Origin of the sequence: Bacillus sp. FSL M8-0077 (assembly GCF_038050255.1) — a bacterium.
Classification (GTDB): domain Bacteria; phylum Bacillota; class Bacilli; order Bacillales; family Bacillaceae; genus Bacillus; species Bacillus altitudinis.
Map to the genome: position 1 here is coordinate 2,246,792 of NZ_JBBPAF010000001.1, position 19,165 is coordinate 2,265,956.

The window sequence follows — 19,165 nt, forward strand, 5'->3', positions numbered from 1 at the left end:
GATGCCCGCTTCAATGCGCCATTTGAAATCACCTAGCTTGAATTCCGGAATTATTTCACTTAATGTGAAAGGATAGGAGTGTGATTGAATTGAAAAAAAGACGAATTGGCACCTCTGATCTCTTGGTTAGTGAGGCGGCACTAGGATGTATGTCTCTTGGGACTGAAAAAGAAAAAGCGCTCTCTTTATTAGATGAAGCCATTGATCTTGGAATTAACTATTTGGATACAGCTGATTTATATGATTTTGGAACAAATGAGAAAATTGTCGGAGAAGCCATTAAGAACAGACGCCAAGATTTGATTTTGGCCACAAAAGGCGGCAACCGCTTTGAAAAAGGGAAATCTGGATGGGACTGGGATCCTTCAAAAGCATACATAAAAGAGGCAGTGAAACAAAGCCTGAAACGACTTCAAACAGATTATATTGATTTATATCAATTGCATGGCGGCACAATTGACGATCCAATTGACGAAACCATCGAAGCATTTGAAGAATTGGTTGAAGAAGGTGTCATTCGCTATTACGGCATATCGTCGATCCGTCCAAATGTCATTAAAGAATACGCTAAAAAATCAAACATCGTGAGTGTGATGATGCAATATAGTTTACTCGACCGCCGCCCAGAAGAATGGTTCTCTCTTCTTGAAGAACAAAGCATTAGTGTCGTGGCAAGAGGTCCTTTAGCAAAAGGATTATTAACTGAAAAACCTCTTTCGCAAGCAAGTGCAGCGATTCAAAAGAACGGGTATCTTGAATATTCATTTGAAGAGCTCCAGCAGATCATTCCTTCGTTAAAGAAAGTCGCTTATGACCTATCACTGACAGAGCTGTCCATTCAATACTTGCTCAAGCATTCTGCAGTCAGCTCTGTTGTTTTTGGTGCAAGCTCGGTGAAACAGTTAAAAGAAAATGTGGCAGCGGCAAATGCACGTTCATTAAGCGATCAAGAAGTAAAAGCTTTGTCATATTTCACAAAACAGTCTGTGTATGAGACGCATCGTTTGAATCAATAGAAGACAAATGGAAGAACAGCTTGCCACTTATGTTTTGTTTTAATGTACAACCCTATTGGTGCGATTCTGAAATGAAGTGATACGAGGGAGTTAGACGTGTTTTCTCTCAGGCTCATGTAGTATGTATTCATCTCAATGATATAACATAAAAAAGGGAGCATCGTAGCTCCCTTTTTAACTTTTATACTTTCTCCAGTCTAAATGACTTTCGTCTAGCAGCTCTGAGAAACTTTTATTTTTTTCTTTTTCTTTCTGCTGCCGAAGGAGGTCTTGTCGTTTTTGTTCTTCTCTTTTTTCTGTCTCGGCGGCCAGATTCTGCTTCATTTGAAGGAGCTGCTGTTTCACATCATCCTTTATGCCGTCCTTTAGCTTTGCTTGATCTTGTTTAGTCTTTTTCACTTTGCCTCTCTCCTTTTGCCTTAGTGTATCATCCGTTTTATTTGCTCAGCAAGAGTCCCGCCAAACTCCCAACATGTGGTATGATCATCATAGTAACACTTCGGAAAGGAAGAATCAGCTTGAAGAAGAAATGGATCGCTATACTTGCCTTGGTATTATTTCCACTCGCTGCAATCGGCATTTTTTTTACCAATAAAATGATGTATATTCGAAAATTAACGGATGAAGAGCTCATCAAACGAGAATCAGATGAAGGGCACTATCATCACGAGGAGTTTCAACAGCTTCAAAAAGAGAAAGTTTGTATTCCTTCAGCATTTGGTTATGATCTTCATGGCTATTTTGTACCACTCCCTCATACAACACGTACCATCGTTCTTTGTCACGGGGTTACAGTCAGTTTGATCAATTCCGTGAAGTATATGAAATTATTCCAAAAGCTTGGATGGAATGTGCTACTTTATGATCATAGAAGACATGGGATGAGCGGCGGAAAAACAACTAGCTATGGATATTATGAAAAAGAAGATTTGGCTCAAGTAGTCAAGTGGCTGAGAAAAAGGCTTGGGGAAAAAGCAATCATTGGTATACACGGAGAATCGATGGGCGCAGTCACAACCTTATTATATGCTGCAAAACCGGATGCAAGCGCCAATTTTTACATCGCTGATTGTCCTTTTGCTTCTTTTGAGGATCAGCTTTTGTATCGATTAAAAACAGATTTTCGTCTTTCAGGACAGTGGATTCTTCCACTAAGTGATCAAGTGTTAAAATGGCGAGACGGATACAGCATTCGGCAAGTTTCTCCACTTGATGTAATCGATCAGGTGAAAGAACCTATCCTTTTTATTCATAGCCTCCATGATGACTATATCCCTTGTGAGCAAAGCGAGCAGTTGTACGCACGCAAAAAGGGTGATAAACGTCTATTTATTGCGCCACATGGTGCGCATGCGATGTCTTATAGTGACAATAAGGAAGTCTATGAACAAGAGGCCGAAGCATTTCTGGAAGCATTTCACTTCAATCAAAAAGATAGAGGAGAATGAACAGCCGTTCGTCTCCTCTTTTTGCTAACTTATACGATAGTCACCACTGTTGTATGGTGTCTGCCCGCCAGCTCCATATGGCTCTCTTCCGATTGCTGCTGACTCATGACCGATAACCCTGCAGTTGCTGCCAATAAAAGAACTATCAAACTCATTTTCATATAAATGACCTCCATTTTGAATTTTTGATATGACTTGAATTTTCCTTTCGTAATACCGGGTAGAAACTTCAAATAATCCAAGCTCATTATAATAATGAGCCGCATCAAGTGCCAGTTCCTCAATATCTGGGTATAAACGCTTGTCCTCCAACAAATCTAATGTATCGTCTATGATTTTTATTTCTGCATCAACGTATAATGCTTTTAAAAACTGAAACTTGCAGATGTAAATTTCATCTTCTAATTCACAGGCCTTCATAATACCTTGTTGATAGAGGGTTAACGACTCTTCAATTTGTTTTTGTTTAAACAGGATTTGGGTCAGCATAAATAGTGGGTCTAGAGAGCGATTCAGATGGGTTAAATTCTCCTTTTCAAACACTTCAAGAGAGTCTTTGAGATAGCGACTTGCTGCAGCAAGATCGTTCATTTGGTAATAGCAGTTACCTAAGTTGAAAAGGGCCGAACCTATGACTCGAGGGTTTCCAATTGAGCGTGCTCGCTTTAGAGCATTTTTAAAGTAGGGTAATGCATGTTCATAGCATTTCAAATCATCATAGTTTGCACCGATGACAAATTCACAGTGGATGATTCTCAGCGTGTACGTCCTGTAGGCAGAGTACGTATCTAACGCTTGCAAAGCATAGTGCATCGAAAAGTGGGTTTGTTTCATGTGGTAATAAATTTCTGCTAATTTAAAATAAAATTCTGCTCTTTCTATATCATCTGATATGAGATTGAGCTTTTTTTCTGCGGAACGGTAATAAGCAATGGCACTCAAATAGTTTCTCTGTTCAAATTCAAACATTCCTGTAAAAAAATGAACATAGTATTCAAGCATATCCGTTAATTTGGTCTGCGAATGTTCAATTGTTTCTAGAAGCTTCTTAATCTCCTCATCATTCGAGGCTTTTTTTGCCGGTTCAAAATATTCAAGCATGACCTTATGTCGAAAATCCATCAGCTGGTAAAAAAGCAACAAGTTCTGATCTTGCTCCATCTCAAGGATTTCCTGCTCGATCTCGGCCTTTAGCTTCTCTGCTTTCATGACATGAAATCCGCAAATCTGCCTATACCATTCGTTTATTTTGATTCCAACCTGAGGCGATGACAGCTTGAGCTTCAATTCACCTTAGCACCTCCCTCCTCATGTACGATACATGTTGTATTCTATCACATTTCCTCGAATGGAAGAAATATGAAATGTCGTTTTTCGTAAAGTTTTCGGTATCCCGCAATAACCGCTTCCATTGCCGATTTTTCGGCATTTACAGCCCCTACTTTTCTCTTTCTATTTTTCTCATTTTTGTCGAAATGTTTGTTAAAAATGACTTTTTATCGTTGAAAAATCTCATTTTTCAAATTAGACAGTTTCTCCTGTTTGATGAGATGATGATGGCACAAAAAAAGCCCTCTTCAGCAAAGGGCTTATAACACGTCTGTTACGTGTTCCATATTCTCTTTTATCCAACTGACTGCTAATTCAAGCGTTGGAAATTCTTCCGTTTCAAATGTGACTTCATCTTGGAGAAGCCAGACGTCCTTTTTTACTGAATCCATTCCACCGATTGACCAGTGCAAAAGGCTATATGGATGATTATTATTTAAAAACGACACCCACGTTTTATTTTGTGCCGTGTTTTGTATCACTTTCAGCTTTTGATCCACTACGTTTCCACCTTACTTTACAAGTATACCCATTCTCGGGCTGAGTATTTGTTGAGGACTTTTCAACATAAGTGTATTGGCTTTTTCATTAAAATCAAGCGTCATTTCCTCGTCAAAAAACACCTTTTGTGCTGTGTGTATATATAGTTTTAAATGTTGGCTATTATTAAGTGGTTCCCATTCACCTGTTCTTTCACTTGTTAACCAAAGCATTGGTACGCCACTCACTGCACAGCCACAACCTTCTGAATCGTAGCGAAGCAGTAATTCTTTCGTTTCGTTTCCTGTTTGCTGTTTTTCTATATATGTTTTAGCCAGTTCTGTGATGTGAATATACATGGCGAACATCCTTTTTAAATTGATGCTTACATTGTAACACATAAAACACCATAAAACATGACACACGACTAAATCCGAAAGTCATACTCTTTGAAATACACGCTCTTCTCACTAGGATTATATCTATCTATTGGCTCTTTCTGCATCCTGTTTTTTAGAATTATACTGATGACGCTAACAATTTTAAAAAAGAAACAGGAGGTTTTAGATCGTGAAAAAAAGATTATCTCTCTGCTTTATCGGGGCACTGATATTGATGTTGAGTTTCACCATGCCAAACATGAAAGCGGCATCTATCCTTGATGAAGTACGAGAAAGCTATGCGACTTATACGGGATCTGGTTACTCAGGGGGCGCCGCTTTATTAGATCCTATTCCATCTGACATGAAAATTACGGCTTTAAATCCCCATGACTATAACTATAAAGGTGTAAATGCGGCACTTGCAGGGGCTTACCTTGAAGTAACGGGGCCAAAAGGAAAAACCGTTGTGTATGTAACCGATAAATATCCAGAAGGAGCAAAAGGAGCTCTTGATCTTTCTCCTAATGCCTTTACCAAAATTGGCAATATGGCTGACGGAAAAATCCCAATTAGTTGGAAAATTATAAAAGCACCGATTAGCGGAAATGTAGCTTACAGAATAAAAGAAGGTAGCAGTGAGTGGTGGGCTGCGATTCAAGTGCGCAATCATAAATATCCGATTATGAAAATGGAATATTACAAAGATGGACAATGGGTGAACATGGAAAAGACAGACTACAACCATTTCCTTGGCTTTCATATGGGGTCTACATCTCTTCCTGTTCGAATCACAGATATCCGCGGGGTCATAGTAAAGGATCAATTACCCGCTCTTCCATCTACTGCTGCTTCACAGGCCTATATTGTAAAAGGCAATGTTCAGCTTCCTAATTAACGAGGAGAAGAGGCAGCTTATTTAAGAGCTTCCTCTCTTCCTTCTCTATCCCAGCGATATGCCTCATTTTCTATTTCTTTTATGATTTCATTCTTTCCTGCCATATAGCTTTGTATATCTTCCGGATACTGATTTGCTAATTGTTCCTTGACAGACGCATACGCTACAGCTCGTTCTGGGTGGACTCTTAAGTAATCTCGAAACAATAAATGTCTTTTCACATCAGGATGATTTCTTTCATACACATGGACATGATGCGTACGATTCAAGCCACCCTTTTGAAAAAAACGTCTCCCTTTTATACCATTTTCACCGAGCGCTTCGTATCCAAGGTGTTTAAATCTCTCTTTTTTTCTATCGATCTCTTCTATGTCGCTTACTTCTATTAATATATCAATAATTGGTTTGGCAACAAGTCCTGTAACTGACGTGCTGCCAATATGGTATCCTTCTATCCAGCTCTTTTGAATGATTTGCTTGAGTCGCTGCTTTTCTTGACGGAATTCTTCATGCCATTCTTTTTTGAATTCGACAACCTCCACTCTGCGCCGCGGTGTCCATTTCATTTTTGATAGGGTGAGCTCTTTTGCCACATGAATTACATTTGTTTCAAAAAACCCCAATTTTTCATATAGCCTTTTTGCAGGGGTGTTTTCTTGCCCTGTGGTCAGTTCTATCGGGATATTCTTCTTCATGATTGTGGACATTAGTCTTGTTCCAATGCCTTGCTTTAGCGCTTTTGGATGCACAGCCAATCGACAAATGATCAAACAATCTTTCAGTTCTTCATAGGAGACTACACCTAATAAGAGATCATGTTGCTGAAAACCAATAAATTGCTCTTTTGCTTTCATGACATCTTGAATGGTCTCTTTTAATGGCGGAAGATCAGCATAGCCAATTTGTTCAGCTTCTTGTTGGTATGCAGCTAGTTGAATATGTAAGATCTGCTTTGCTACATCACTTATTGTGTGATCTAAATGAACAATCATTTCATTGCCTCCAGCTTCTTCACAAATAACACACGGTCTTCATGAATGCCATCGTAATCTGAAAAAACTGAGATGCCATCTACTGTTTTATCTCCCTTTTCTATCTGAAACCCGAGTTTTGTATGGTAAGCAATGGAGACTTTATTGATAGGAGCTGTGACAGCTTTAATTGTTGTTCTTCCTTCCTTTTCAGCCGCTTCATAAAAAGCTTGATAGAGGATCTGACCTATCTTTAATTTACGGTGATCTGGGTGGACGCCAACAAAGTGAATATAGGCTTCATCCGAATGAGATTGCGATAAAAAACCAACTAAAAAGCCGATCAGCTCTCCCTTTTCAACGACAACAAAACTTGTTTGCTGGAAATGTTCAAAAAAGAGCTTTGGCAATTTTGCACGCAAATCTCTGCCTCCCCACCAGCTTTGAATGACGGATGTGACTGCGTAAAAATCTGACGGTTTCACTTGACGTATCATGATGGCCTCGCCCCTTTTCCATTTTGGCTTTCCTTGCTTGAATCGATTGTTTCTCAAAAATACGATTGTTTCAATAGTCTACCTGTCTGATCAAATGATTGTAAAGACAGTATGCTTGTCTTTTTTCATGTTCACTTGTTGGTTCTTCGTCTTTCAGCCGCCATCTCCTTTTAAATCTTCACACTTATTTCAAAAAGTTCACTTTTTGTGCGAAAGTTTCATTCATTTGTTATGTTAAGATGGTTCATATAGGAAATGGTACAAATGTTTATTGGAGATGATGAGATTGGTTTGGGTTGTTATTTCGCTTGTTGTGTTTAGTCTTTTAAAGCTGCTTGTCACCTCTTTGCCTTCTGGTGTTGTTGAGCGCCTTTTTAGCCGCTACGCAGCACATGCTAAAGTAACAAGTGAGCAAACAAATATTACTTTTCAAGGTCGTTCGCTTGATGAGCAGCGAGCATCTGAAATCATTCAACATTTTAATGATGCGATCTTTATTGAACGCTATTATATTTACCCTGGTGATGAAGAACGCTTTCTTCATCCGAATGAAGGGCCAGCGCCGCTCACTATGCAAACAAAGCATGGGAAACATGATGTCACCCTTTATCTGTTCCATTATGATGACCATGTAGATGTGGTTCGGCAGTTTACACATAAGCCAAAGAAAAAGCTTATGGCTTATCGTCTGCGTTCTGAACCGCTCCAAACATTCCACAACATGGCACATGCCTAACAATCGTTGCAGCAGACGAGACGAAGTGTTCACCACTTCGTCTTTTTTGTATGGACAGCTTTTGAATGATTTACCAGTATGAATTTCACCTCATGTTGTTTACAATAGGCACAGAACATATGTTCTAAGAGGTGAAGTACAATGAATGAACGAGCCATTCTGCTTGTGGATATGCAGTCATTTTATGCATCAGTCGAGAAGGTGGAGGCACCTCATTTGGAGAATGTGCCGCTCATTGTCTCTGGAGATCCAGAACGAAGAAGCGGAGTCGTCCTTGCAGCCTGCCCTCTCGCTAAGAAACGTGGCGTACAAAATGCATCAAGGTTATGGGAAGCACAGAAAAAATGTCCTGAAGCAGTGGTCGTACGTCCACGTATGCAGCGCTATCTCGATGTCTCTGTCATGATTACAGAACTGCTTGAACAATACACAGACCTTGTCGAGCCATATTCCATTGATGAACAGTTTCTTGATATTACAGGCAGTCTTACACTATTCGGCTCTCCACATGAGATCGCTCAACATATACAAACAACGATTATGAACCAGACTGGTATTTACGCACGTGTAGGCATTGGCCCTAATAAAGTGCTTGCTAAAATGGCCTGTGACCATTTTGCCAAAAAAAACACATCCGGCATCTATGAACTGAGTGCCGACCGGGTTGCTGCTGATTTATGGCCGCTTCCAATTGGAAAATTATTTGGCGTCGGCAAACGAATGGAGCATCATTTGAAACGAATGGGCATCAGTACCATTGGCACACTTGCTGCTTATCCGTTAGATCGATTAAAAAAACGCTGGGGAATCAATGGGGAGCTTCTGCAGCGAACAGCTTTAGGACACGATCCCTCCCCAGTCACTATTCACACACATGATCAGCAAAAAGCTGTTGGGCACCATATGACCCTTCCCCGTGATTATGCATCTTTTGAGGAGATCAAAGTCGCTCTTCTTGAATTGAGTGAGGAAGTCGCTAGGCGGGCACGTTTTAAGCATTATCTCGGTCAAACGGTGTCTGTTGGTGTAAGAGGGGCTGATTTTTCACATCCAACAGGCTTTCATCGACAAATGAAGCTTCATTCACCGACACAGTATGGCTCAGATATTGCAGAGGCAGCGATTCAGCTATGCCAGCAGCACTGGGATGGCCAGCCCATTCGCAGTGTAGGCATTACCCTCTCACAGCTGCAGCCTGACAGCCACTATCAGCTGACTTTATTTGATCATCATTTGAAGAAAGATCAACTCAGCAAAGTATTTGATGAAATCCATCTGAAATATGGACCTGCGGCATTATTGCATGCTTCGTCACTGACAAGCGCAGGGCAGGCATATCACCGCGCCGAAAAAATTGGCGGGCATTACAAATAACGGAGGCGAACAAGCATGAATCCCAATAAATTAACACCTGGATACAACATCATGTGGGAATCAAGCCGAATGATGCTACCAGAGCACCGGGAGCAGCTACTTGCTCAAAAACGAAAGAAAAAAGAATGTACACCTCTTCCGCTCAGCTCCGATCAACTAGAGGAAATGAATGTTTTGATCACACAATCGATTACTGAGGATCAAGCGATTTGTGTGACATATATCGCATCCGGTATGAAAGCACAATTTTGGGGCTGGGTGAAAGCCATTCATTATGAAACACGCCGAATGAAAATCGTGAATGACGAAGATGTTCTAAACCTTTCCCTACATCAAATTATCGCCATCGATCTCAATTGATTTTGGCAAAACGAAAAAATGATCATTGAAGTTTTTCTGAAAAAATCATGCCCATCAAGGCTTAAAACCTTGAAAACGAGACCTATGCTCTTCGAATGAACGGGACGGTTCAAGCTTCTCTGTCATTTGACGGATGACTCCTCCATCAAATTGTGTATTTAATTTGCACAATTTTTCATGTATGATTGGAACATCTTACAAACTCAGGGGAGACACAGCATGAAAAATAACTTACGCACTTTACATCCACTTAGTTGGACGATCATCATCGGCACGATATTTGGCCGAATGGCGACATCCATGAGCATTCCCTTTTTAGCCGTTTATTTGACACAAGTCAAAGGCGCCTCAGCCTCTTCAGCTGGATTGATCATTGCCGTCAGCTCTCTTATTGGGATTGTTGCGAGTTTTTACGGCGGCTATGTTTCCGACCGAATCGGCAGAAAAAAGGTCATGCTTTTATCCATCTTTGGCTGGACACTTGTCTTTGTTGGCTTCGCGTTTGCAGATGCCATTTGGGTCTTCTTTTTTATGAATGCTTTAAATGGACTGTGCCGGGCGCTGTTTGAACCAACGTCTAAAGCACTCTTATCCGATGTCACCCCATCGAGCATTCGGTTGTTTGTCTTTAACTTACGGTATTCGGCCATTAACATTGGTGTCATTTTCGGCCCGCTGCTTGGCTTATATCTCGGGTCATCAAAAACGACTTTTCCATTTCTCGTCGCTGCCCTCATTTACTTGTTGTACGGGTTAACGCTGGCATGGCAATTTCAAAAGCATCCAGTGGCTGCTCCAGAAAGCACCAAACAAATCGGCGTCAAAAAAGCTCTTTCCATTATTCAGAAAGATACGGTCTTTAGCATCATCCTCATTGGCGTTACTTTATGTTCATTTGGCTATTCACACCTAAGCTCAACACTGCCTCAATATTTATCGGCATCCCCTATGATTGAGGATGGCCCTAAACTGTTTGGGTATCTTTTATCCTTAAACGCAGTGGTTGTCATTGTCGTTCAGTACCCGCTGATTATGATCGCTAAGCGCTATTCAACGATTTTGTCGTTAACGACTGGAAACGTGCTTCTAGCAGGCAGTTTGTTTGCCATTGCTTTTTCACAAAGTCTCGGTACGCTTGCTTTTATTATTGTCGTGTTTACGATTGGTGAAGTGCTGCTTTTTGCAATGATGGATCTGTTTGTAGACAATATTGCAAAACCTGAAGTGAAAGGATCATACTTCGGCGCAATGGGGTTTTCTCAGCTCGGCAGCGTCGTCGGACCGTTTGTCGGAGGATTGTGTATTGACTTATTTGGCGCAGCCCATCCCCTTTCTATTTTTTCAGTCTTGGCGATTGTCACCGCTGCAGGTGTTCCGTTCTTACTCATCGGATACTACCGCCTAAAAAAACGAACGGCGGCTGCTGTGGCTGTGAAAGTAAGTGGAGGTCATTAAAAAAACCGCTCTCAATTTGAGCGGTTTCAGATTGTTGACAAAGGGCTAAAATGAACTTGATTTTAGCCCTTTGTCTTCTTTTTAGCGTGATAGAAAACCTTTGCAGCCCTAGGAAGGACGAGTACTGGCGCGGATCGAATTTGACATTCGTGAGCACCAGCACGCAGGACTGACAAAGAATGCGGGGGTTTGTCTACACGCTAAAACCGCTCTCAATTGAGCGGTTTTCTTTATACCCTGCGGATGGCGATCTCTTCCACCTTATGTTGATCGCCTTTTTTTAAAATCAAATCGGCTCTATATTTTGTCGGCAAAATATTTTCATATAAATTTGGCCGGTTCACTGTATTCCAAATCGTGCTTGCCATCTGATCTGCTTCTTCATCCGTCAAATCTTTGTATTGATGAAAGAAGGATTCAGGATCTTGGAAGGCTGTTTCCCGCAGCAAACGGAACCGTTCTTTATACCAGCATTGAATTTGCGTCTCAGCGGCATCTACATAAATCGAAAAATCGAAGTAATCTGATACAAACACGCGCGGCTCATCCTTCAGATCATCCAGTGCCGGTGATTGCAACACATTGATCCCTTCAATGATCACAATATCTGCATCTTCTACTGTTTCATACACCCCTTCAAGCCGGTCATAGGTAAGATGTGAATATACAGGTGCATGCACAGTTTGTATCCCTGATTTCAATTCATTTAAAAACGAAAGAAGCGCTTTGACATCATAGCTTTCCGGGAAGCCTTTCTTTTCCATCAGCCCTCGATCTTTCAACTCTTTTTGTGGATACAAAAAGCCGTCCGTTGTTACGAGACTCACCTTCAGTCCATCTCCAAGCCTTGATAAAAGTGTTTCAATGATACGTGCTGTCGTGCTTTTTCCGACGGCCACACTTCCTGCAATCCCGATCAAAAAGGGGATTTTCGCATGATGCGGATAGTTTAAAAAAGCATTTACATGCTGATTTTTTTGTTTTTCTGCAAAGACGTGTAATGTCAGAAAACGAATAAGCGGTATGTAAATATCTCGAACTTCTTCTAGCGATAAGTAGTCATTTAATCCTTGAAGTGCTCTCACTTCTTCTTCTGAAACAGATACCGGCATATATTCTCCAAGAGCGGCCCATGCCTCTCTCGTATGGCGTGTATATAGTGTATTAAAATCTAGTCGTTCGTCACCCAAAGTCTTTCCCACCAATCTAAACTAAACTCATAACCAAAAAGACGATAATCCGATTGTAGCTTAAAATGAAGGCGCTGTCTTTATTTTTCAACGAAAGTTTGCTTCTTTTGTGAAAAAAAAGCATTAAATAAAGGAAAATGAGGGTAAATAAGAGTATTCAGTTTGATAGATAGAAGGGAGCACACCAAATGAAATATGTGATGATTGGCGGAGATGCAGCAGGAATGAGCTGCGCTATGCAAATATATAGAGAGGATCCAGACGCGCATATTGTAGCTTTTGAAAAAGGAGAGATTTTCTCATATGGACAGTGCGGACTCCCCTACTTAATCGGCGGTCTCATTGATCATCACAGAAAACTCATCGCACGCAGCGCTGAAACTTTTCGTGACAAATACGGAATTGATGCCAGATGCTTACACGAAGTGACCTCAATTGACCTGGAGCAAAAAACAGTATCGGGTATTCATTCTAAAACAAAAGAACCCTTTACAGAAACGTATGACCGCCTGTTAATTGCGACAGGAGCAAGCCCCGTCACACTTGATCTAGACAGCCATTCATTAGAAGGTGTCCACGTATTAAAAACAATCCCGCATGCGCTGTCTATTTTAGACAATCTAAAAAAAGACGTCACACATATCACGATCATCGGCGGAGGATATATCGGCTTAGAAATGGCAGAAAATTTAAAAGCGCTAGGAAAAGACGTTCATATCATTCAGCGGGGTGCAGCACTTGGCCCAGGCTTTGATCCCGATATGGCAAAATATCTGAAAGAAGAGGCGGATAATCAAGGCATTCAAGTAGTACTTGGTGAAACAGTGCAAAAATTAAAGGGCAAGACACATGTAACAGCTATTCAAACAGACAAACAGACCATTGAAACGGATATGGTCATCATCGCCGTTGGCGTCACTCCGCAAACATCCTTTTTAGACGGTACAGGAATTCAGCGTCTTCAAAATGGCGCAATTGTCGTGAATGAATATATGCAGACCAATGTACAAGATATCTATGCAGCGGGGGACTGCGCAGCGACCTATCACCGTATCAAAAAAAAACTGGACTATCTTCCGCTCGGTACGACAGCAAATAAACAAGGAAGAATTGCAGGGTTTCATATGACAGGAACAAACCGTGCATTTCAAGGTGTCACCGGAACAGCGGTGATGAAATTTATGGACGTGACAGCAGGGCGAACCGGTATATCAGAGAAAGAAGCAAAAGACGCTGGCCTCCCTTTCTCCACCATCATCATCGACAGCACAGACCACGCTGGCTATTACCCAGATGCAGAGAAGATGAAAGTGAAACTGATTTACAGAAGTGATGAACACACCTTGCTTGGCGCACAAATCATCGGTAAAGATGGTGTTGATAAACGAATCGATGTCATGGCAACTGCTCTTTATCAAGGACTGACTGTGACAGATCTTGAAGATTTAGATATTAGCTATGCCCCTCCTTTTAACAGTGTATGGGATCCACTTCAGCAAGCGGCAAGACGAATATAGAAAAAGCAGTGAAGCCATTGACCATTCAACAAATTGCCACCATATATTAGCTGACCCAGACTTAGGCGGTTTTAGCTACATGTTGATGGCACTGCCTTTGGCGTCACAAATATCAAACCCCATCAAATAAAAAGAAACCAGCCTGTGACCGGTTTCTTTTTCGTTATTTTTTCATCATCGCTTTACGTGCTGCTTTTTCAAATAAGAACGGGAATAGTTGATACAATTTACTGCCTGCATTCATCCATCCGGGTAAATTAATCTCTCTTTTTTTCGTCATCATGGCGGATATGACCTTCCCTGCCACCTTGTCAGCACTGAGCATCATAAAATCAACATTTTTCACATATTCGCCACTGCGGTCAGCAATGGTAAAGAAGTCTGTGGCAATCGGTCCTGGATTGACGGTTGTGACATGAATTCCGCTGTCTGCCAGCTCCATTCTGAGGCTGTTTGAAAACCCGAGAACCGCATGTTTTGATGCGGAATAGATGGCGGACTTAGGGGTGGCAATTTTGCCTGCCTGTGACGCAATATTGATAATATGCCCCTTCCCTCTTTGTTTCATTTCAGGAAGAACCTTTTTTGTGCAGGCAATTAAACCAAAGACATTGACCTCAAACATCGACACCATTTCCTCGATGGATGCGTCCTCGACGAGATCGAACACACCAAAGCCAGCATTGTTGACTAAAATATCAACAGCTCCCACTTGTTGATAGGCTTGATCAATGTCCTCAAGCTGGCTGACATCAAGCTGAACGATGTGACATATCCCGCCAGCACTTATGATCTTTTCTTTTACACCTGTGAGCTTTTCAATTCGTCTTGCCGACACAATGATTTCGGCTCCTTCGGCTGCTGCCAAGTACGCCATTTTTTCACCAATACCGCCTGAAGCACCTGTAATCCATATTCTCTTTCCTGTTAATCGCCCCATGGTTTCACTCCTTCATTTGCTCGATAGTAGAGGGTTCCGTCTTTTTGCACTTCTTCAATTTGTCCAGCCGCTAAAAGCACATCAAGCTGTCCGACTGTCTCAGACATCGTCAGAAATAAAGCTTCTTCATACAGGCCCGGAAATAAGGTGCGGCAGAGATGAAAAGCGGTCATTTCCTTTCGTTGAAGCAGCTGGTACATCGTATTTGCCCGTTTTTCCTGTTTTTTAAATCTTTCTTCGATCAATTCGTGATGAGAGGTAATAAGCTGGCCATGCCCTGGATAAATCACCTGAATAGACAAGTGCAATAAACGCTTGAGCGATTCTTTATATTGAAGCAGCGATTTTTGACGTTCTGTTCCTTTCATCGGCGCTTCCATTAACGGATTAGAAGAAATGGTTGTGAGCAGCAGATCACCGCCGATGAAATCCCCAGTTGTTTCATCTAAAAAAGAAAGATGAGACTGTGCATGTCCCGGGGTCTCCAGCACTTTGAAGTGCTCATGTCCCTTCAAACGATCGCCTTCTTTTATGACGTCATCAACATGTGCCGTACATGAATATGTATAGGACTGCCTCACCATTCTTTCACACTCGCCTTGACGAAGCGGCACACCTAACTGCTGAAAAAAATCATTTATAAAATGAATTTGGCGCTGTTTAAATGCTGAATCCTGACTAATATAGGGTTCATTCAGCTCGTGTCCGATGATACGGACATGGGATTTCATCAGATCTAAAAGACCGACATGATCTGCATGATGATGTGTCAAAACCACTTGATCAATATCGTCTATTGTTAAATGATGTTCCTTTAACTGCGTGGCAAAGGCATGCTGCGCCTCTTGTGTCATCGGCCCGCAATCGACTAAGGTCACGGCATCGCCTTTTAATACATATGCATGGACATCCCCAACCGCAAACGGTGTGGGGATGGATAATTGAATCATTTCTTCTTTCACTTTTATACGTCATCTCCTGCTTTTTGACTCATAGATCATCTGAACTTCCTCTTCTTTATTCATTGTATCTTGCAAAAGGCAGACTGTCATGCGGTTTAGATGGTCATTTTTTTATCTTTCCCTATTGACACAAACTTGTCCATCGTTGCATAATGAACAACAAATATAAGATGCGCGATGACAAGGATTAGTAAGCAAATAAATGATGCAAGAGAGTGAGGCCCGCCGGCTGTAAGGCTTCACCATCCTCTTATTTGCTGAACCTGCCCTTTGAGCTGTTAGGCAAACCTAAACGTTTCCCGCGTTAAGGGACTAGAGCTGAGTATGCAACATTGCATGCTAATTGAGGGTGGTACCGCGAAAAACCTTTCGTCCTTTGCAGACGAGAGGTTTTTTTATTTTATACAAGGAGGAGCAGCTTATGAGTAAAATTGGATTTATTGGTGCAGGCTCGATGGCAGAGTCTATGATAAAAGGACTTTTAAAGAGCGGCATTATGTCACATGAAGATATCATTGTCACAAATAAAACAAATGAAAAACGTTTAGAAGAATTAAACGCACGTTACGGAGTCAAAACAGATTTCGCCCGTTCCTTTATTTATGAAGAAGCCGATATGCTGGTGTTTGCTTTAAAACCAAAAGATGCGGAAAGTGGAATTTCTGAAGTAAGGCCCCATTTAAATGGACAGCTGATCATTTCTATTTTAGCGGGCATTTCTATTGAAACCATTCAGCATTATGCTGGCGCAAAAACGGCGGTGGTTCGTGCGATGCCAAATACATCAGCAGCCATACAGCAATCAGCTACTGGCATTGCTGTCAGTGATGAAGTCACAGAGACGCAAAAGGAAAAAGCAGTTCAGCTGTTTGAAACGATCGGTCATGTGACGGTTTTAGATGAATCACAGCTGAATGCGGTCACAGCCATTGCAGGCAGCGGTCCTGCCTTTATTTATCATTTAATTGAAGGAATGGAGCGAGGTGCATCGGAACTTGGGATGGACCAAGAGACAGCGAAATTGCTCATTTGTCAAATGATTGCAGGGGCTGCAAATATGCTTCAGGATAGCGGTAAGGAGCCTGCTGAACTGCGCAAAGAAATTACGAGCGAAGGTGGAACGACAGAAGCAGGACTTAATACCCTTGCTTCCTATCAATTTGAAGAAGCGATTGTCGATTGTGTGAAAACAGCGACAAAACGTGCAGCAGAATTAAACGACATGTTTTCAGCGAGTACGTATAAATAATATAGAAAAGCACCTGCCTTGATGACAGGTGCTTTTCATCTATCACTCGATGCTCTCATGGACATGATGGCTTTGATTTGATCGAGGTGATGAATTTCATGTAAAGCAATGGTTTCAGCTAAAATTTGAACTGTCATCATCCCTTCTTCAGGATGGAGGCCTGAAAAATCCCATGTATCCTTTTCTAATAGCTGCAGTGTTTTGTTTCTGCTTTTTTTTAGGCGTTCAATCAATGCATTGACCTCTTGTGCGGTATACGTTTCATAAGCTCTTCCCTTCACATATATCTCTGGATCATATGATGCGAAAAGCGTGTGCTCATTTGATATTGCCTGCTCTATCCGCTCTGACCAGACTTCTTCTGTATCATACAAATGTCCAACAATTTGTTTAATCGACCACTTACCTTCCCCAAAAGATGCATCTAATGTATCCTCATCACATGTCCATACTAACTCCTCAAGCTTATGCAAACTCTCATGAAGTGATGTCATGATCTCTGTTTTTGTTAGTACTCCTGTTTTCACTCTCACAATCCCCCTTCAAATATATGTAAGTATTATTCTATATCATACTCTATTTCTTTAGACAGAAGGTGATTGATATCAAAAAGAAAAGCCCTATCATGACGATAGAGCTTTCACTTAATTCTTTTCTAATAAAGCATGAATTGTTGATTCTAAGAGCGACGGCAAAACGCCAAAAGAGAATGGGACATGCAGACGTTCTGTCCATTTGTGCGCATCCTTTCCTAATGGACCAACGTTGATGACAGGAACGTTAAGAGCTTCTTTTTCTCCTTGTGGTAACGAGTAGCCTTTTTGGTATAGCGGCATGTTGGCTGTATAATCGAATATATCTTGATTTTCAAGCTGTAAGTAGCTTAAATCAGATAAACCAGGAAAATATTTGACTTCTTCTACTTCGATTCCATAGATCTCTTTTGCTTCTCTTTGAATCTTCTTTAAGGTCGTTTGAATATGCAGATCATCTGTTGAAGAAACAGATGGGTAAAATGGCGGACTATAAAACAACACCATCAGTGCTCCATCTTCCTTACAAAGGGTCGTCAGTTCTGATACAATTTTGGTTGAAAAATCACGATCCCCAAGCTCACCCCGGTTGGCAAAGGCGTAGTTGACAATTCGCTCGACCTCCTGCTTGCCGGATCGTTCAGCAGCTTTTTCGTACAGCTCATGATACGTTAACACCGTGATGTTTGTATCGATGGGTGTAAAATGTTTAAAACGCTGAAATGCAGCGGTTTTCTGTTGAAGATTGGCTTCGATTTGGGCTGCTGCTTGTTTTGCAGTTTCATAGAGAAGCCCGTGAAGCTCTTCACTAGAACGGTTCATCATCAGCACATTAAATAAAGAAACAGCCGTGTGAGGCGTTTGAACAGAGTAAGCTTCTTTCAAATCCTTTTGCATCAAATTGGTCGGAGGCGGTGTCACTTCACCATCTACTTCCTCACAATAATCACTATTCAGTTCTAACAGCCGGTTTAATTCAGATACCATAAAATTTGCATTTAATCCTGAGAAGGGCTCACCTACATGTGTTTCAATTCCTTTGCAGAAAAATCCCGCAAGTACCTTCCCAATACTGCCTGTATAGATGTATTGGTGCGCATCCCCTGGATACTTTTCAAACATCGGCTCACTGTTTAAACACGCAGTATAATCAAGTTCATACTTCTCCTTCAGCTCCTTTAGTTTCGGAACAGCCTCCAGCATTCCTTGTGAATTCACTTCTTCATCTGGAACCGTGACGAGCAGAATATTTCCTTCAAACCTCCCCTCCATCGCTCTTTCCAGCATGGAAAGCTGGACAGTCAGGCCTGCTTTCATATCCATGGAGCCTCGTCCAAACAGCCAGTCACCTGAAGCTAAATCCTCTCTTGCCCTTCTTGGGAGAAGTGCACTTTTTTGAGAAAAGGACGCCATTAACTCTTCGGGCTTACACGCCATATTTTGAAATTCTCCGTAATCCTCTGTATCGACGACATCAAAATGGCTGAGGAGTAAAACAGCATGTGGCAGCACATTTCGTTTGACAAGTGCCGTTAAAAAATACCGGCCATCTTTCATTGGATGCAAAGCCAAGTGATCAGGATGCTGCTCAAAGTATGGCCGCTCCCTCAGCAAGTAATATAAATATTCCGCTAATGCGACTTCTCCCGTTGTACCAGATATGCTTTCATACTGCATAAGAGCTGTGAGCAGCTCCTTTAGTTCACTTTCCGTTTGCCATTTCATCCGTTTATCCCCCTTTGATGTCCATATCTTTCATTATACAAAATCATGTTCAAAAGCTATATGGTTTGAGCACCTTTTATGACGAATGTTTGAATGACTGTTATA

The 19,165-nt window shown here is 41.4% G+C and carries 20 protein-coding genes and 1 other annotated feature; of the genes, 9 read left to right on the top strand and 11 right to left on the bottom strand.

Going from position 1 to position 19,165, the window contains the following annotated elements; genetic code table 11:
* Positions 1-89: 89 nt before the first annotated feature.
* Positions 90-1,016 carry an aldo/keto reductase gene (locus NST57_RS11525; protein WP_142155430.1) on the top strand — a complete coding sequence of 309 codons (927 nt, stop codon included), beginning with the start codon at positions 90-92 and terminating at the stop codon, positions 1,014-1,016.
* Positions 1,017-1,190: 174 nt separating this feature from the next.
* Here NST57_RS11525 and NST57_RS11530 read toward each other — a convergent pair whose 3' ends face one another.
* Positions 1,191-1,415 (bottom strand): YqkE family protein, encoded by a 225-nt coding sequence (locus NST57_RS11530; protein ID WP_142155431.1) that lies wholly within the window; start codon positions 1,413-1,415, stop codon positions 1,191-1,193.
* Between the two features lie 119 nt (positions 1,416-1,534).
* Between NST57_RS11530 and NST57_RS11535 the strand changes: the two genes are divergently transcribed.
* Positions 1,535-2,464 carry an alpha/beta fold hydrolase gene (locus NST57_RS11535; protein ID WP_142155432.1) on the top strand — a complete coding sequence of 310 codons (930 nt, stop codon included), beginning with the start codon at positions 1,535-1,537 and terminating at the stop codon, positions 2,462-2,464.
* A gap of 24 nt (positions 2,465-2,488) precedes the next feature.
* Here NST57_RS11535 and NST57_RS11540 read toward each other — a convergent pair whose 3' ends face one another.
* The 3 genes from NST57_RS11540 to NST57_RS11550 form a co-directional block, all read right to left on the bottom strand.
* Positions 2,489-3,751 (bottom strand): response regulator aspartate phosphatase, encoded by a 1,263-nt coding sequence (locus NST57_RS11540; protein WP_142155433.1) that lies wholly within the window; start codon positions 3,749-3,751, stop codon positions 2,489-2,491.
* Between the two features lie 302 nt (positions 3,752-4,053).
* Positions 4,054-4,293 carry a YqkC family protein gene (locus NST57_RS11545; protein ID WP_008343836.1) on the bottom strand — a complete coding sequence of 80 codons (240 nt, stop codon included), beginning with the start codon at positions 4,291-4,293 and terminating at the stop codon, positions 4,054-4,056.
* Between the two features lie 12 nt (positions 4,294-4,305).
* Positions 4,306-4,632 carry an iron-sulfur cluster biosynthesis family protein gene (locus NST57_RS11550; protein WP_142155434.1) on the bottom strand — a complete coding sequence of 109 codons (327 nt, stop codon included), beginning with the start codon at positions 4,630-4,632 and terminating at the stop codon, positions 4,306-4,308.
* A 211-nt stretch (positions 4,633-4,843) separates the two neighbouring features.
* On the opposite strand from NST57_RS11550, the gene NST57_RS11555 reads away from it, so the two are divergent.
* Positions 4,844-5,551 carry an expansin EXLX1 family cellulose-binding protein gene (locus tag NST57_RS11555; protein ID WP_142155435.1) on the top strand — a complete coding sequence of 236 codons (708 nt, stop codon included), beginning with the start codon at positions 4,844-4,846 and terminating at the stop codon, positions 5,549-5,551.
* Between the two features lie 17 nt (positions 5,552-5,568).
* On the opposite strand, the gene NST57_RS11560 is transcribed toward NST57_RS11555, so the two are convergent.
* Positions 5,569-6,543, bottom strand: a complete 975-nt coding sequence (locus NST57_RS11560; protein ID WP_142155436.1) for a GNAT family N-acetyltransferase — start codon at positions 6,541-6,543, stop codon at positions 5,569-5,571.
* Complete coding sequence (locus NST57_RS11565) at positions 6,540-7,019, bottom strand: GNAT family N-acetyltransferase (RefSeq protein ID WP_142155437.1); 480 nt, start codon at positions 7,017-7,019, stop codon at positions 6,540-6,542. The genes NST57_RS11560 and NST57_RS11565 overlap by 4 nt, the downstream gene beginning before the upstream one ends.
* Before the next feature lie 286 nt (positions 7,020-7,305).
* Between NST57_RS11565 and NST57_RS11570 the strand changes: the two genes are divergently transcribed.
* The 4 genes from NST57_RS11570 to NST57_RS11585 all read left to right on the top strand — a co-directional run bounded on the left by NST57_RS11570 (position 7,306) and on the right by NST57_RS11585 (position 10,944).
* A complete protein-coding gene (locus tag NST57_RS11570) occupies positions 7,306-7,755 on the top strand; it encodes a YfmQ family protein (RefSeq protein ID WP_142155438.1) in 450 nt (149 codons plus the stop codon).
* Positions 7,756-7,896: 141 nt separating this feature from the next.
* Complete coding sequence (locus tag NST57_RS11575; RefSeq protein ID WP_142155439.1) at positions 7,897-9,129, top strand: DNA polymerase IV; 1,233 nt, start codon at positions 7,897-7,899, stop codon at positions 9,127-9,129.
* Between the two features lie 15 nt (positions 9,130-9,144).
* Positions 9,145-9,489 carry a YolD-like family protein gene (locus tag NST57_RS11580; RefSeq protein WP_142155440.1) on the top strand — a complete coding sequence of 115 codons (345 nt, stop codon included), beginning with the start codon at positions 9,145-9,147 and terminating at the stop codon, positions 9,487-9,489.
* A 219-nt stretch (positions 9,490-9,708) separates the two neighbouring features.
* On the top strand, positions 9,709-10,944 hold the full coding sequence (locus NST57_RS11585; RefSeq protein ID WP_341298580.1) for an MDR family MFS transporter: 1,236 nt from the start codon (positions 9,709-9,711) through the stop codon (positions 10,942-10,944).
* Positions 10,945-11,174: 230 nt separating this feature from the next.
* Here NST57_RS11585 and coaA read toward each other — a convergent pair whose 3' ends face one another.
* The gene (gene coaA / locus NST57_RS11590) at positions 11,175-12,134 is read right to left on the bottom strand and encodes a type I pantothenate kinase (protein ID WP_142155441.1); all 960 of its coding nucleotides are present in this window, start codon (positions 12,132-12,134) and stop codon (positions 11,175-11,177) included.
* Between the two features lie 188 nt (positions 12,135-12,322).
* Here coaA and NST57_RS11595 point away from each other — a divergent pair, with 188 nt between their 5' ends.
* Complete coding sequence (locus tag NST57_RS11595; RefSeq protein WP_341298581.1) at positions 12,323-13,651, top strand: CoA-disulfide reductase; 1,329 nt, start codon at positions 12,323-12,325, stop codon at positions 13,649-13,651.
* Positions 13,652-13,814: 163 nt separating this feature from the next.
* On the opposite strand, the gene NST57_RS11600 is transcribed toward NST57_RS11595, so the two are convergent.
* Positions 13,815-14,591, bottom strand: coding sequence for an SDR family NAD(P)-dependent oxidoreductase (locus NST57_RS11600; RefSeq protein ID WP_142155443.1), 777 nt, complete (start codon positions 14,589-14,591; stop codon positions 13,815-13,817).
* Positions 14,579-15,553 carry an MBL fold metallo-hydrolase gene (locus NST57_RS11605; RefSeq protein WP_341298582.1) on the bottom strand — a complete coding sequence of 325 codons (975 nt, stop codon included), beginning with the start codon at positions 15,551-15,553 and terminating at the stop codon, positions 14,579-14,581. Before NST57_RS11605 ends, NST57_RS11600 begins: the two co-directional genes overlap by 13 nt.
* A 168-nt stretch (positions 15,554-15,721) precedes the next feature.
* Positions 15,722-15,933, top strand: a binding site (T-box leader).
* Between the two features lie 41 nt (positions 15,934-15,974).
* Between NST57_RS11605 and proC the strand changes: the two genes are divergently transcribed.
* The gene (proC, locus tag NST57_RS11610; RefSeq protein ID WP_142155445.1) at positions 15,975-16,802 is read left to right on the top strand and encodes a pyrroline-5-carboxylate reductase; all 828 of its coding nucleotides are present in this window, start codon (positions 15,975-15,977) and stop codon (positions 16,800-16,802) included.
* Between the two features lie 35 nt (positions 16,803-16,837).
* On the opposite strand, the gene NST57_RS11615 is transcribed toward proC, so the two are convergent.
* A complete protein-coding gene (locus NST57_RS11615) occupies positions 16,838-17,329 on the bottom strand; it encodes a DinB family protein (RefSeq protein WP_341298583.1) in 492 nt (163 codons plus the stop codon).
* A gap of 117 nt (positions 17,330-17,446) precedes the next feature.
* Entirely contained in the window at positions 17,447-19,060 is a 1,614-nt protein-coding gene (locus NST57_RS11620) for a M20/M25/M40 family metallo-hydrolase (protein WP_341298584.1), read from the bottom strand.
* Between the last annotated feature and the right edge of the window lie 105 nt (positions 19,061-19,165).